The sequence below is a fragment of the Gilliamella sp. Nev3-1 genome, assembly GCF_001690435.1.
Lineage (GTDB): Bacteria > Pseudomonadota > Gammaproteobacteria > Enterobacterales > Orbaceae > Gilliamella > Gilliamella apicola_C.
On the sequence record NZ_LZHN01000038.1, the window covers coordinates 1 to 15,430 of the forward strand.

Sequence of the window (15,430 nt, forward strand, 5' to 3'; positions counted from 1 at the left end):
CAACAATGGCACAACTCATAGCAATAGTAACTGAATGATTTTGTTGTAGTTGCTGTGCCCACGTTTTACGTGCCCCTGTTGGCACTAAAGCTTTTTTATGATATCTTCCTGAAGCTGAGATTTTAAGCTCAGTTCGGCAAACATCTGCTTAAGCTTGCGGTTTTCCGCTTCTAGCTCTTTTAAGCGTTTAATATCCGATGTTTCCATTCCGCCGTATTTTTCTCGCCATTTATAGAAAGTTGAATTACCCATGCCATATTTACGGCACAGTTCTTTAACGGGAATACCCGCTTCAGCTTCTTTCAAAATAGCGACGATTTGATGTTCAGTCATTTTTTTCATAATTGAATCTCTTTTACTTTTATCATAGAGAATTTTCTACTTTTTTGCTGTACTATTTTAGGGGATAGTTACAAGAACACCACGCTGAAAGATTGGATATTAAGTAATACAAGCCATGGTACGCTTGAAAAATTAAGCGATAAATTGTGGTTATAGCAGGTTCCCGAGAATGAACTTGATAATATCAATTATTTTCTTGGACAATTGGGATTATTAATATCATGGAAATTAACCACGCCAGAGCCAGAAAAACCTAGACGCAGGCTACCTTAAAATAGAATAATTGACGACAAATAAACAACCGTGCTTATATCAAATCCTTGCATTAAAACAGCAAGGATTGCCCTTTTTACTCTATCATTTTACACCACTTAAAAAATCAAATAAAATCAATACTTTTTCTGAACAATTATTATAAAAAACACAATAACTTTTTAGTCTACCCAAAGGCTGTTTTTGCTATATCAGCAGGACTACACTATAATCGTTACCGCTATGAACTTATTTGCCGACCAATCACTTTTCAATCCAATAAATCAATCATTACGACAAGGCATAACCCACCTTGGCTGAGTTTGATAAAGTGATATCAGTTACCTCCGATTTGATAGGGTTTATCAGGATTAAGCAGTCTATTTTATGTATGGGGCAGTGCATCATAAGATAACCTTGTCGCAAAAGGAGTAACGTTATTATTTACTATTATTTCGCTAAATAAAAACTTTAATAAAATCAATGGTTTTTCTGAATAATTTTTATCATATTCGATTTGCCGTTCTTTCTGCTACATCATAGCACTTTTTCCTTATATCATACATCAAGTTTAGCGCAACTAAACGTGCACCTAACACCCAAATAGTTAGCTATTTTCAGCTAATGAGAGAGGAACTTTAGATAAGGTATACTCCACCACCTGTTGTTGGAAATGGTGTTAAATGCTGTAGCATAATAGGTTCCTCTATGATTTTTATTTATATCATAGAGGTAGTATTTGTCGGTTTTGGGGATGAAAATCAAGTTCAACCTTATTGTATTGAAACGATATTTTGACATGAAATAAAATAAATCTTTTAGCAACTACCTTGTAGTATTTCTAATAGATTTTCAGCGGTTTTAATCGTTTTAATGCGATCGAGTGTATCTTCAGCAATTACAGCTTTTGTTAACTGTCGTAAAATATCGAGATGTTCATTAGCTTTCGCTGCGATGCCAATAACAACATAAGCTATGTTATCATCTTGATCCCAGAGTACCCCTTTTGGATAGTAAATTATTTTTAAGCCTGTTTTGATGACACTATCACGCTTATCAGTCGTTCCATGAGGAATGGCAATACCATTACCTAAAAATGTGGAGATTTGGGTATCTCGATCAAACATGGCTTGTGTATAATCATCTTTTACTAGACCTGCTTTTATCATCGCTTCTGATACTGATTGAATGGCATCTTGTTTAGAATAACACCCGCTTATAATTCTAATATCATCGATAGTAAGTTTTAAATCGCTCATTTATTGTCCTTGTGGTTTTGATATACCGAAAAATTATCGGTATATCAATTAGTTGATTATATCGTATTGTTAATTTTTAATTGTTAATTGTCTATTTTGGTGAATTCGAATTAAGCCTAATAATATGGCTCCGACAAGCGCGCCAGTAAAAATACAAGCTACCCATAGAAAAGGCTTATTTACCAATGGAAGTACAAGAAAACCACCATGTGGTGCGGGAACTTGAATGTGGCTTAAAAAAGTCAATACCGATGCGATGGCGGACGATAACATCATGACAGGAATGACTCGTAATGGATCTTTAGCCGCAAAAGGAATCGCACCTTCAGTGATATGTGTAGCACCTAAAATATAGTTTACAATTCCAGCTGCACGCTCTTCCTCAGTAAATGCTTTTCCACGAAATATCGTTGTTGAGAAAGCAATGACAAAAGGTGGCACAATACATGCGGCTGAAACTCCAGCCATAAAGTAAAAATTACCTTCGCCTAGTAGCATAGTCCCTGTTACATAGGCGGCTTTATTTACTGGACCTCCAAAGTCAAAAGAACACATAGCACCAATGACTATGCCAAGTAAAACAGGATTAGCTGATTGTAATGATTCAAGAAATGATTTCATTGCATGGTTAACTGCTGCAATTGGGTCACCTAATAAGAACATGCCTGCACCAATCACAAAAACACCAATTAACGGCATGATAAAAATAGATTTTAGCCCTTCAAATGAACGAGGAAGTCTATCTAACCATTTTTTGACATATAGCATTAAGTAGCCTGCTGCAAAGCCTGCAATAATGCCACCTAAGAACCCTGCACCTGTAATATTGGCAATTAACCCGCCAACAAAACCTGCCACTAACCCTGGCCTACCTCCAATTGAGTAAGCAATAAAACCCGTAAAGATGGGTACCATAATACCAAATGCTTGCCCGCCTATTTTCATCAACAATGCGGCAAATTGATTATATTGTGCATTTGTCTCATCGGCCGAGTAAATCCCCCATAAAAATGAGAGTGCGATTAATACACCACCTGCGACAACAAAAGGCAGCATATTAGATACACCGCTCATTAGGTGTTTGTAAATTTGTCGACCAATTGACTCTTTTGTCACGGATTGTTGATTTGAGGGTACCGATTTTTGTGTATTATTGGTAGCTCCGTTACGTAATGGCACATTGCCTGAAATTATTTGTTCAATAAGCATTACAGCCTTATGAATACCATCTTTTACAGGAACCTCAATAACAGGCATGCCATTAAAACGATCGGGATTGACATCTTTATCAGCGGCGATAATAACACCGATAGCGTTCGCTATATCCTCATCTGTAATGGCATTATCTATCCCACCTGCACCATTGGTTTCTACTTTAATTTCAACGCCTATTTTTTTAGCTGCGGATTTCAAAGCTTCTTCTGCCATATAAGTATGAGCGATACCGGTTGGGCAACCTGTTATAGCTAATATTTTTTTCATAATTATTCCCTCATTTTATTTGGGTAATTTCAATTTGATTCATATAAATACAGATCTTATCTAGCAAACCTAATCCATCTGATTCAGCAACATTCGCCCCCGTTGCCGATGCTTTTTTCATTGATCTTTCAATATTTTCCCTATCAGGCAACCATTCACTAAGAAAGGCTGCTAGTGACGCATCTCCAGCACAAGCGGAGCTGATTAATTTGATCTTTACAGCATTGCAAAACCAAATGTGTGTTCCATTCGAAAAATAGAGCCCTCTAGCCCCCATAGTTAATAAAATATTTTGTGCACCTTGTGCGTGAATATTTTCTAGTGCGGTAATAATTTGCGATGTCGTTTGGGTTTCAAAACCAAAAATTTCTTTGATTTCATCATCATTGGGTTTAATTAATAAAGGTTTATAAGCGAGTAAATCACTTAATATTGGATGGCTAATATCGAGGATGACTTGAATATTTTTGACTTTACATAGAGTTAAAATAGATAGGTAATATTCGGGTTCAATGTTATTTGGTAGGCTACCGCTAATAACTAAATAACAGTTACTGCTTAGTGATTTTATTAATCCTAGCAATTCTTGTTTTTTATTATCAGGAACAAAAGGGCCTTTACCCACCAATTTATATTCATTTTGCCCATCATTAATAAAAACATTGATACGTGTTATATCATCAATAAAACAAGGCTTTGTTTCAATCTGCATTTTTGTCAATTCATCAACGACATATTTTCCAGAAAATCCGCCAAAAAAACCTAATGCACAAGTCGGTTTTAGAAATTTGTGCAGGACAATTGAAACATTGACCGCTTTACCATTTGGGCTATATTGAGTATGCGATGTGCGGTTGACATAATTAGGATTAAGCCCTTGGCAACGAATATTCATATCAATTGCGGTATTAAGTGTTAATGTATAGATCATCTTCCTAATTCCTCTATAACTTACCGGCACAACCACATGTGGCAATAATTTTCTTGATAATTTCTTTCATTGCCGCTTTAGCTGGTTTCATATAATGGCGAGGGTCATTAGCCTCAGGATATTCAATAAAGTATTGTTTTAAGGCATTTGAAAATGCCATTTTTAATTCGGTTGCAACATTGACTTTACAAATTCCACGTTTAATACATTCACGAACATCTTTATCAGGAACACCTGAAGCGCCATGTAACACGAGTGGAATATCAGTGATTGAGCGAATTTCGGATAGGCGATCAAAATCCAGTTTAGGTTCTGATTTATAAAGACCATGTGCAGTACCAATGGCGATAGCTAGCGAGTCAATTTGGGTTTTTTGTATAAATTCTAGTGCTTGTTTAGGACTGGTATATAAAGCATCTTTTGCATCCACAGCTAAATCATCTTCAACACCACCAAGACGCCCTAATTCAGCTTCAACACTAACATCATAACGGTGAGCATAATCTACTACACGTTTCACAATGGTAATATTTTCTTCAAATTGAAGATGTGAACCATCAATCATGACAGATCGAACACCAGCATTAATTTTATAAGCTATATCATCAAATTCTTCATGATGATCTAAGTGAACAGCTAAAGGGATGTTATGCTTTTTAGATAGCTCATGAGCAATAGCAATAATGTTTTCTGTTCCTGCATAACTATATGTGCCTGGTGTGCCTGCTAAAATAACGGGTGATTGCAATTCAGCGGCAGTTTTAACTACGACCTGTATAGTTTCTAGATTATGAATGTTAAAGGCTGGTACTGCATAGTGTTCTGTTTGTGCTTTTTTTAACATGTTGTGACTTGAAATAATAGACATATGACTTTCCCTTAATAATTTATTTTGACTTAATAGAGCAATTAACTTTCGGTTTGAAATTTATTTTTAATAATTATGCTTTCGAATTGTAAGTTATTCTAGTGGTAATCACGTGAGATAGATCACAAAAATCAATATTACTTTCAAAACGTAATAAAAATTATTTATAAATTTTCATTTTGATGGTTAACATGTATATATGAAGTGTGCTTAGATAAAAGACGTAGAAATTATTATTGGTATGATTTATAAGGTAAAATGTAATGCGCTAGTTTAATATTGACCAAGCATAGGATTAATTCTATTATCACCAGTCTTCATTTTATCTACGGTATAGGAAATAAAATTGGCTAGAGCATCTTCATCCCTATTAAAACGACGATTGCAAATTGCAGAAATTGTTCGTAAACAAGGCGAAGTTAAAGTTGATGAATTATCACAATTGCTTCAGGTATCGAATGTAACTATTCGTCAAGATTTAACTTACTTGGAGCAACAAGGATATTTAAAACGCTCTTTTGGTGGAGCAATTTATCTTGCTCAGGAAGGAGGGGGAAGTCAGACAAGTGCCATTACACAAAATTATACACAAAGTTTTAATGATAGCCATGATATTGAATTAGTCAAAACTTGCTTAAGTTATATTAATGATGGTGATACGTTGTTTTTAAGCCATGGTAATTTAATAAGAAAATTGATTCCGTTTTTACACTGCAAAAAATCATTAATACTGATTATGAATGATATTAGTAATGCAAAATTAGCGAAAGAATTTACGGATGCCGAAGTCATTCTTATTGGTGGCGTTTTACTTGAGGGTAATCTTTTACAGGATAACAAGATGATCAATCTTATATTAAATCAATTTCCTGTATCGCATTTTATTCTCGAAATAAGTGCCATCAATATAGGTAATCAATTAATTATTGAAAATTTAGAACAGGTTAAAACTTATCAACAAATAATAAAAAAAGCCGCACACAATATCGCTATTTTACCTCAAAGGCTGATTCATAATAATGATAATAATCTGGGAAAACTCATTGATCTTGATATGGTTGTGTTATCAAGACCTGCTGTAACAGAGTATCATCAGCAACTTCTGGATGCCAATTTTGAGATACTTATTTCAAATAAATATTGTGTGACTTATCAAAACATACTGGAGAGATAATAATGCATTTCAAAATCTGCACAATTGGTGAGCTACTGGTTGAGTTTTTAGCCAAGGAACAAAATCAACGTTTCAATCAAACAGGAGAGTTTATTGGCCCTTTTGTTAGTGGTGCTCCGGCAATATTTGCAGATCAAGTTGCAAAATTAGGTTTTTCAGTTGTCTTTTTTAGTTGTGTTGGTAAAGATGCATTTGGCAAGATGTGTATAAATCGGCTGAAAAATGACGGTGTTATTATTGACGGTATCACCATGCATCATAAAGCCAATACTGGTAGTGCTTTTGTCACTTATAAAGATTCTAATGAAAGAGATTTTATTTTTAATATTCCAAATAGTGCATGTGGTTTACTTTCGTTTAATCATGTTAATGAAAGCTTATTAAAAGATTGTAATCATTTGCATGTAATGGGATCATCGCTTTATTCCTTTCGTGTGATTGATGCTATGCGTAAAGCGTTAGATATCATTAAAAACAAAGGGGGGACAATTTCATTCGATCCAAACTTACGTAAAGAAATGTTTGATATACCAGAAATGGAGCAGTCTTTTGATTACATAATGGAATATACCGATATATTTTTACCCAGTAAAAACGAAGTTAATTATTTTTCAAATAATAATGATGAAAGTGAACAACAAATAATGATGAGGTTGCTTAAAAAAGGGATTAAGCACATTGTGGTAAAAGGCGGTTGTAAAGGCGCTAATTATTATGGGCTTGACGAGCAAGGTTATTTACAAATGCATCACGTTGATGGGTACACAGTAAACTCCGTTGACCCAACAGGAGCAGGAGATTGTTTTGGTGCCACGTTTGTTAGTTTAATGTTGGCAGGCTATTCAGTCGAAAAAGCATTGCAATATGCAAATGCAAGCGGTGCATTTGCTGTATCTAAAAAAGGTCCTATGGAAGGAACATCTTCATTGCCTGAATTAAAGCAGTTCCTTTCTCGCACTTTTATTAAATAATAATTAAAAGCAATGAAGTTATCAAAGTATAGACAAAAAAAATCCCAATAACAAGGTTATTGGGAAAACATAAGGAATAGGAAAACAATGAAATAAATGCATTGTCGGTATACATTATGCCTTTATTTTTTAAAAATGTCTGTAAAGTTATGCAAATGATTGCTTAAATAGTTGGTACCTATTACGTTAAATAATCGTAAAGATAGGCTCTAGTTGCCTTTGTCAGAAATTAATATTTAATTTAGCTATAAAAAGAACTCTAATAATGAGTTTAGAAATAGTTTTCCATGTTCAGTTATTTGCCAGTTTTGTTCGTCTTCAATTAAATAGCCTTTTTCAATGGCCATTGTTATTTGTTTATCAACTATCTGTAATGATAAATAAGTCCGTTGTTCAAATTCGTATTTTGGCACTGGCTCAAATAGCCGAAATCGATTCATAAAAAACTCAAAAGGTAACTCTTGTTTTGGAACTTCATAATATTTATCCAAATAACGCCCTTCTAAATAACCTTTTGGATGGCGAGTTTTTACTGTACGAATAATTTTACCATCAGATTGGGTTAATTTGCCATGGGCGCCACAGCCAATCCCCAAATAGTCCCCAAACCGCCAATAATTTAAATTATGTTCGCATTGAAAACCTTTTTTAGCATAAGCAGAGGTTTCATATTGCTGGTAACCGTGTTTAGTTAATAATTGATGACCTTGTTGGTAAATTTCCCAAAGTTTATCGTCATCTGGTAAAACAGGCGGTTTTGAACTAAATAATGTATTGGGTTCAATGGTTAATTGATACCAAGATAAATGAGGTGGATCAATAGCAATAGCTTGTTTTAAATCATATATAGCATCATCAATACATTGACTTGGTAACCCATGCATTAAATCTAAATTAAAACTTCTTAAATTTAATGTTTTGGCTAATTTTCCTGCTGTGAATGCTTCTTTGGGATTATGTATTCTCCCTAATTTTACAAGCTTATCGGCTTGAAAGCTTTGTACACCAATGGATATTCGATTGATACCAGCTTGTTGATAACCATTAAACCTTTCTATATCAATAGAATTTGGATTGGCTTCAATAGTAATTTCAGCATCATTATCTACGGGAATGATCTTATTTATATTTGATAATAATTTATCAATGAGTTCAGCAGAAAACAGACTTGGAGTGCCACCACCAATAAAGATCGAATGAATTAAGCGGTTTGAGCACAAAACAGCATCATGTTGTAAATCTTTAATTAAATGTTCTATATAAGCTTCATAATTGGGGGCTTTTTTTATCGTATGCGAATTAAAATCACAATAAGGACATTTTTGTACGCACCATGGCATATGAATATACAAACTCATTGGAATTTTATACATAAACGCTGTCTTTCCTGAAACTTTTTGACAACAATAACCAGTATGTTGTTCTATTTTTTATAGTGTGGCATTTTACTTCAAAAAAGTAAAAAAAGCTTTTGGCATCTATTGTATTTTTATTATTAACTTAAAAAGCGTACAATTATTAATAATTTTCGATATTAACTATTGTTAAAATTTGTTATTTAGGAGTAAGTATGAATATTTATAAAGATATTTTAGAAAATAGCTTATCAGGGGTCTCGCTAAGCTCATCGGTTAAGCAATTAACTTATGGCGAACTCCCTACTTTGGTTATTAACCATAAAACTTGTTGTGCAGCGGTAACATTACAAGGTGCACACTTGTTATTTTGGCAACCAATTAATGAGCAAACTCCTGTTATTTGGTTGAGCAACAAAACAAACTTTAAAAAAGGCGTGGCTATCCGCGGTGGTGTACCTGTTTGCTGGCCTTGGTTCGGTCAATCAGGAACGCCGTCTCACGGTTTTGCTCGTATTGTTGAATGGAATTTAGACTCTTGCACTGAAGATGAGCATGGTGTCGATCTCATTCTATCTCTCGTCAATAATCAACAGACAGCGCCTTATTGCAACAAACCTTTCACTGTATCATTAAACCTTCATTTAGGTAACACCTGTGAAGTTGTTTTAAGTTGTTCTGGTGATTTTGATGTAACTAGCGCACTACATACTTATTTTGATATCAATAATATTGAAGACGTTGTTGTCAAAGGATTAGGTGAAACCTATCAAGATCGATTAGCCGTTGAAAATAAACCTGCAAAAATAGGGCAATTGACTTTTAACCAAGAGGTTGATCGTATTTATACTAATGCTAGTGATCAAATAACTATCACAAATGGCATTCGAACAGTTCGATTAACTAATACTAATGTAAGTGATGTAGTAACATGGAATCCATGGGTAAATAAAGCTAAAACAATGAGTGACTTTGGTGATGACGAATATAAATCTATGGTTTGTGTCGAATCTGGTTGCATTACAACGCCATTGAAATTATCACCAAATAAAAAATCGACTTATGGTTTTAAAATAGAATTGATTTAAAAATTCACACTATACACGATAAGCACAATCAATGTTTTGCTCGATTGTAATATTATTATTTGATTGCGTTTATTGGGATAACACTCTATAATCTTGGGCACTTTATTAAAGTGCAAGTTTGATAGCCAACTACTGGGTCGCCTGTAATTGGTTTTATTTTAAATCATTAAGAGAAATAAATATGTTTACATTTAAAGCTGAAGTTAGAAAAGAGCATGGTAAGGGTGCGAGCCGCCGCCTGCGTCACGCTGGTAAATTCCCAGCCATTATTTATGGCGGTACTGAACCTGCAATCGCTGTTGTACTTGATCACAACCAAATTTTTAATATGCAAGAAAAACCAGAATTTTATTCTGAAGTATTGACTATTGAAGTTGACGGAAAAGCAACAAAAGTAAAAGTACAAGCAGTACAACGTCATGCGTTTAAACCAAAATTAGTCCATATGGATTTTTTACGCGCATAATTTATTGATTGGAAAATTATCCAATTACTTGTTTTAAACAAAGGGTCACCGTGATGGTGACCTTTTTGTTTTCGAGTCAATAAAGGCTAATGCCTATTGTTATGATTTATCCTGTACACTGACTACCCAACATAATAGAATGATTACATTATACCATCGTAGGAGAGAACCATGTCTGATATCCCAGCTTGCGATTTAGTTATTTTTGGTGCTAAAGGGGATTTGACAAGACGTAAATTACTACCTTCTTTATACCAATTAGAAAAATATGGAAAACTACCTGAACAAACCAAGATTTTAGGTGTAGGACGTGCTGATTGGGATCACGCTGCTTATTGTGAGGTAGCAAAAGATGCCCTAACCTCATTTATGCCAGAGCCATTAGACGATAGTATTTGGCAACGATTCAGCCAACGATTAAATTTTCATAAACTAGATGTTAATGATCGCGCTGGATTTGAAACACTGAAAAATAAACTTGATTCAAACAACCCTGCTATTTTTTATTTTGCAATGCATCCAGGGGCTTTTGGTACTATTTGCCAAGGCTTAGCTGCTGCGGGATTAAACCAATTACAAAATAGAATTGTAATGGAAAAACCGCTTGGAACCGATCTAAAATCATCTTGCGAAATTAATGATTCAGTGGCTAAATTCTTTAATGAATCGCAAGTTTACCGTATTGATCACTACTTAGGTAAGGAATCTGTATTAAACCTATTAGCTTTACGCTTTGCAAATACGGTGTTTGCGTCATTTTGGGATCGTAATTCTATTGATCATGTCGAAATTACTGTGGCTGAACAAGTTGGTATTGAAGGCCGCTGGGGATATTTTGACAAAGCAGGGCAAATGCGCGACATGGTGCAAAATCATTTATTACAAATCTTAACTATGATTGCAATGTCACCACCAGCAAATCTTGAAGATGATAGTTTACGTAATGAAAAAATAGCCGTCCTTAATGCGCTTAGACCAATTGATAAAACGAATATTCGTGAAAAAGTAGTTCGGGGTCAATATACAGCAGGCTTTGTTAATGGCGTTAATGTCCCAGGTTATTTAGAAGAAGATGGCGCTAATCAAAAAAGCAATACCGAGACATTTGTTGCCATTCGCGTTGACATTGATAACTGGCGTTGGGCAGGTGTTCCTTTTTATTTACGCACAGGCAAACGCTTACCAAGTAAATGTTCTGAAGTTGTTGTCTATTTCAAACCGTTACCGCTTAACCTTTTTAGTGAATCTTATCCAGAATTACCACAAAATAAATTGACTATTCGTCTACAACCTGATGAAGGTATGGATATTGAGATTCTAAATAAAGTACCAGGTTTAGATAGCACTCACAATTTGCAAACCACTAAGCTTGATTTAAGTTTTAGCGAAACCTTTCATCAACAAAGTGCTGATGCCTATGAACGTTTACTACTTGAAGTTATGCGTGGTCGCCAAGCATTATTTGTTCATCGTGATGAAGTTGAGGCAGCATGGAAATGGGTCGATTCAATTGTTAGAGCGTGGGAGTTAGACAATGAACAGCCAAAAACTTACCAAGCCGGAACTTGGGGACCTGTAGCATCAGTTGCATTGATTACTAAAGATGGGCATTCATGGCACGAATTCTAATAAAGGAAAATAAAATATGTTTACGTTAAATAAATATGAGAATAATCAGTTATTGATTGAAGATTTAACCTCACATATAGTCAATAAGTTAAAACAGGCGATTGAACAAAAAGGCCATGCTTCTATTGCTGTTTCAGGGGGTAAAACACCAATTCCACTTTTTGCTTTACTCAGCCAACAAGATATGGAGTGGAACAGAGTTTTTATTACGTTGGTTGATGATAGATGGGTGGATAATACTGATGACGCCAGTAACGAAAAGCTCGTAATGGCTCATTTATTACAAAACAAAGCAAAATTGGCTAATTTTGTCGGCTTAAAAAACAGTTGTGATAATCCATTTGATGGCGCAGAAATGACTGACAAAATGTTAGATAAAATTCCGATGCCATTTGATGTAATCGTTTTAGGTATGGGCGAAGATGGACATACCGCTTCATTATTTCCAGGTGCAGCTAATTTAGCGACCGGTTTAGATATGAAATCAGGCCGAAAAGTTGTAGGAATGACACCATTAACAGCACCACTTGATCGTATTACATTAACGTTACCTACTATTTTAAATAGCAAAAATATCTATCTACATTTAGTTGGTGAAAGCAAAATGCATGTATTAGAACAAGCAGAAAAAGATCATAATGTTAATCAAATGCCTATTCGAGCTGTTTTGCAGCAGGACAAAGTGAATGTCACAGGTTTTTGGACTGCATCTTAAATTTTTTTCAGTTTTGTTTGCCAACTTACGTCGGTAATGAATTTTTACGATAAATTTTGCTTCCAAAGCACTGGAGCAGCAGTGCTTTGATCTTACCAATTAATCCTCTGAATTCTCTTTTATGGGCTTTTCTGCTTGTTTTGTTGCTTTTGTTTTTCTTTTTCGGCTGGCTTTTTTCTTGGGTCTTTTAAATTGACCATAGTCGATAAGTTCGCCAGTTTCGTCATCAATCACGCCCCACTCTTGGCTATTATCTAAAATCGCCTTTTGTACTTCGGGTGGGTAATCCGATAGGGTGGTTTCTTTTGGTAAAGGTTTACCGGGTTTACCGGGTTTACCGGCTTGCCTGATCACTTTTGGCCAACGAGGTTGCCAGCATAGGCATTCCGAAATAAAGTAACCCATAGTATAAAATGGCAATAAGATTAAAAAGACGGGGATTAACATTAAAATCATGATCACACTGGGGTTATTTTTTGCCAGATGGATCATGGGGCTAATATGTCCCTCAACACCGTGAAAGGGCATGGGTAAGTGGGTACTTAGGCGTGGTTTAGGCAGGTTTTGGGGACCGTCTTCCATATAACGGCGGATAAATTCCCACTCGTCTTTATAATCTTGAGGATTATAAGTGTTTTTGCCTACGCCCACGGACTGTGCAACGGGAAAGCCAGTTTTATAAGGGTGAAAAGTAAACAAGTTAACCACATTAGTACCGCCCATATCCGAGCCAGTCTCGCCAAAATTAGCGGGCATAATATGTTCCCATTTAAACACTGCAGTACCGCCACAATATTTAGGGCGTTGTACATACACTTGCCGTGTTACCCGATTAAACCGTACCCGAATATGGCGAAGCGTGAATAATTCCAAGCGACAGACATTGTAACTACCCCTTAAAATAGTACAGCAAAAGAGTAGAAAATTCTCTTTATTAATCCACTGAGGATTTAACCATGAAAAAAATGACTGAACATCAGATTGTATCTATTTTAAAAGAAGCTGAGGCCGGTATCCCTGTCAAGGAACTTTGCCGTAAATATGGCATGGGAAATTCAACTTTCTATAAATGGCGAGATAAATATCATGGTTAAAAAATTTAGTATCGAATTCAAACAACAATCAGTTGATTATGCATTATCTCATGCACACCTTTCTATTAGCGAACTTTCCAACCATCTAGGTGTGGGTAAATCAACCCTAGATAAATGGATTAGGCAACTTTCCCCGAATAAAACCAGCCGTCGAGAGTTAACGGCTGAGCAACAGCGGATTATGGCGTTAGAAAAAGAGATTAAAGAACTGAAAATGGCCAATGATATACTAAAAAAGGCGCATGTGTACTTCATCAACAATCCAAGTCGGTGAAGTACGCTTATATGAAAAATCATTTAACCTGCTATCCCGTTACTAAGATATGCTCATTACTTGGTGTCAGTTCATCGGGTTATTATGCTTGGTTAAAAAGAGCAAACAAATCAGCCAAACTCAGCGAGTATATTAAAAAGCAGTATTGGCAACATAAGGCCCGTTTGGGTGCGCCAAGCCTGCTTCATGATGCTAGGGAAGCGGGCTATCAAGTTTCAGAAAGGACAATTAGCCGTGTTTTGCAACAATTGGGATTACGGAGTAAAGCAGCACGTAAATTCAAGTATAAAACAGACACGGCTCATCGCAATATTGCGCCCAACACGTTAAATAGGCAATTTAACCCTGATAAGCCAAATACGACATGGGTAACCGATATTACTTATATTAAAACGGGTGAAGGTTGGTTATATTTGTCGGTGATTATCGATTTATATGGACGAAAAGTGATTGCTAGGCAAACGAGTCGCTACATAGACCATCATTTAGTGTGTAATACATTAAAACAAGCCTTATTTCGGCGTCACTTTCCTAAAAATGTACTCATTCATAGTGACCAAGGAAGCCAATATTGCAGTGCTGATTTCAAGCAGTTATTGTTACAATATGGACTCAGGCAAAGCATGAGTCGAAGAGGAAACTGCTTTGATAATGCGGTTGTTGAGAGTTTTTTCATACACTCAAAACACATATTATTCATGACTGTTACTACAAAACGAGGAAACTGGCTAATAAAGCACTATTTGAATATATTGAAATCTATTATAATCGGATACGTCGTCATTCAGCTAATGGCTGGGTATCACCTGAACAATATGAACAACAATATTACCAAAACGAAAAAATGATAGAGGCGGGCACTGTCTAATATTTTGGCGAGGATCAAGGTACTGATAAATTACCATATGTATAAACCACTTTGATTTTTATTGAGACCTTTGTACGGTAAAGCTTCACTCAAACTAAATTTTTAACCGTGCTTTTTTGAGGCATTTGGGCTTATATTTAGACCTAAATACCTCTAGATAAGTTGTAACTATCCCCTAAAATAGTACAGCAAAAAAGTAGAAAATTCTCTATGATACAAGTAAAGGGGATTTAATTATGAAAAAAATGACTGAACATCAAATCATCGCTATTTTAAAAGAAGCTGAAGCAGGTATTCCTGTCAAGGAACTCTGTCGTAAATAGGGCATGGGTAATTCAACTTTCTATAAATGGCGTGATAAATACGGTGGTATGGAAATTTCAGACATCAAACGTTTAAAGGAGCTGGAGGCGGAAAACCGTAAACTTAAACAGATGTTTGCTGAGCTCAGTTTAAAATCTCAGCTTCAGGAAGAAATCATAAAAAAGCTTTAGTGCCAACAGGGGCACGTAAAACGTGGGCACAGCAACTACAACAAAATCATTCAGTTACTATTGCTATGAGTTGTGCCATTGTTGGTTTAAGCCGTTGTGCTTACTATTATCAAGCTAAGTTACAGGATGATTCGGTGATTGTTTCGGTGTTGAATGCTATCACAGACC

13 protein-coding genes and 3 pseudogenes are annotated in these 15,430 nt (G+C 35.4%); 9 read left to right on the forward strand and 7 right to left on the reverse strand.

Annotated elements, in window-relative coordinates; all coding sequences use genetic code 11:
* Positions 1-90: 90 nt before the first annotated feature.
* From A9G40_RS05920 to A9G40_RS05940, 5 genes and pseudogenes are all read right to left on the reverse strand, one after another.
* Positions 91-342: pseudogene (locus tag A9G40_RS05920) on the reverse strand (transposase); the annotation flags it as partial.
* Positions 343-1,412: 1,070 nt separating this feature from the next.
* Positions 1,413-1,853: a PTS sugar transporter subunit IIA gene (locus A9G40_RS05925; protein WP_065567990.1), complete on the reverse strand. Its 441-nt coding sequence runs from the start codon at positions 1,851-1,853 to the stop codon at positions 1,413-1,415.
* Positions 1,854-1,922: 69 nt separating this feature from the next.
* Complete coding sequence (locus A9G40_RS05930) at positions 1,923-3,335, reverse strand: PTS fructose transporter subunit IIC (RefSeq protein WP_065582296.1); 1,413 nt, start codon at positions 3,333-3,335, stop codon at positions 1,923-1,925.
* A gap of 10 nt (positions 3,336-3,345) precedes the next feature.
* A complete protein-coding gene (locus A9G40_RS05935) occupies positions 3,346-4,266 on the reverse strand; it encodes a 1-phosphofructokinase family hexose kinase (protein WP_065582297.1) in 921 nt (306 codons plus the stop codon).
* A gap of 13 nt (positions 4,267-4,279) precedes the next feature.
* A complete protein-coding gene (locus tag A9G40_RS05940) occupies positions 4,280-5,134 on the reverse strand; it encodes a tagatose bisphosphate family class II aldolase (RefSeq protein WP_065580736.1) in 855 nt (284 codons plus the stop codon).
* 346 nt (positions 5,135-5,480) lie between these two features.
* Here A9G40_RS05940 and A9G40_RS05945 point away from each other — a divergent pair, with 346 nt between their 5' ends.
* Positions 5,481-6,308 (forward strand): DeoR/GlpR family DNA-binding transcription regulator, encoded by an 828-nt coding sequence (locus A9G40_RS05945; RefSeq protein ID WP_065582298.1) that lies wholly within the window; start codon positions 5,481-5,483, stop codon positions 6,306-6,308.
* Positions 6,309-6,310: 2 nt separating this feature from the next.
* Positions 6,311-7,279, forward strand: coding sequence for a sugar kinase (locus A9G40_RS05950; RefSeq protein ID WP_065582299.1), 969 nt, complete (start codon positions 6,311-6,313; stop codon positions 7,277-7,279).
* A gap of 245 nt (positions 7,280-7,524) precedes the next feature.
* On the opposite strand, the gene hemW is transcribed toward A9G40_RS05950, so the two are convergent.
* Positions 7,525-8,652, reverse strand: a complete 1,128-nt coding sequence (hemW, locus tag A9G40_RS05955; RefSeq protein ID WP_065582300.1) for a radical SAM family heme chaperone HemW — start codon at positions 8,650-8,652, stop codon at positions 7,525-7,527.
* A gap of 197 nt (positions 8,653-8,849) precedes the next feature.
* Here hemW and A9G40_RS05960 point away from each other — a divergent pair, with 197 nt between their 5' ends.
* The 4 genes from A9G40_RS05960 (at position 8,850) to pgl (ending at position 12,532) form a co-directional block, all read left to right on the forward strand.
* Positions 8,850-9,722 carry a D-hexose-6-phosphate mutarotase gene (locus A9G40_RS05960; protein WP_065582301.1) on the forward strand — a complete coding sequence of 291 codons (873 nt, stop codon included), beginning with the start codon at positions 8,850-8,852 and terminating at the stop codon, positions 9,720-9,722.
* 181 nt (positions 9,723-9,903) lie between these two features.
* On the forward strand, positions 9,904-10,188 hold the full coding sequence (gene rplY / locus A9G40_RS05965) for a 50S ribosomal protein L25 (RefSeq protein WP_065582302.1): 285 nt from the start codon (positions 9,904-9,906) through the stop codon (positions 10,186-10,188).
* 171 nt (positions 10,189-10,359) lie between these two features.
* The gene (gene zwf, locus A9G40_RS05970; protein WP_065582303.1) at positions 10,360-11,817 is read left to right on the forward strand and encodes a glucose-6-phosphate dehydrogenase; all 1,458 of its coding nucleotides are present in this window, start codon (positions 10,360-10,362) and stop codon (positions 11,815-11,817) included.
* Positions 11,818-11,833: 16 nt separating this feature from the next.
* Positions 11,834-12,532 carry a 6-phosphogluconolactonase gene (pgl, locus tag A9G40_RS05975; protein WP_065582304.1) on the forward strand — a complete coding sequence of 233 codons (699 nt, stop codon included), beginning with the start codon at positions 11,834-11,836 and terminating at the stop codon, positions 12,530-12,532.
* Positions 12,533-12,631: 99 nt separating this feature from the next.
* Here pgl and A9G40_RS05980 read toward each other — a convergent pair whose 3' ends face one another.
* Positions 12,632-13,405, reverse strand: a complete 774-nt coding sequence (locus A9G40_RS05980) for a DUF6708 domain-containing protein (RefSeq protein ID WP_065582305.1) — start codon at positions 13,403-13,405, stop codon at positions 12,632-12,634.
* A gap of 83 nt (positions 13,406-13,488) precedes the next feature.
* Here A9G40_RS05980 and A9G40_RS05985 point away from each other — a divergent pair.
* The 3 genes and pseudogenes from A9G40_RS05985 to A9G40_RS15825 all read left to right on the forward strand — a co-directional run.
* Positions 13,489-13,623 (forward strand): annotated as a pseudogene (locus tag A9G40_RS05985) (transposase); the annotation flags it as partial.
* A pseudogene (locus A9G40_RS05995) lies at positions 13,619-14,768 on the forward strand (IS3 family transposase). The pseudogenes A9G40_RS05985 and A9G40_RS05995, both read left to right, overlap by 5 nt.
* Before the next feature lie 326 nt (positions 14,769-15,094).
* Positions 15,095-15,262, forward strand: coding sequence for a transposase (locus A9G40_RS15825; protein ID WP_081302164.1), 168 nt, complete (start codon positions 15,095-15,097; stop codon positions 15,260-15,262).
* The last annotated feature ends 168 nt before the right edge of the window (positions 15,263-15,430 follow it).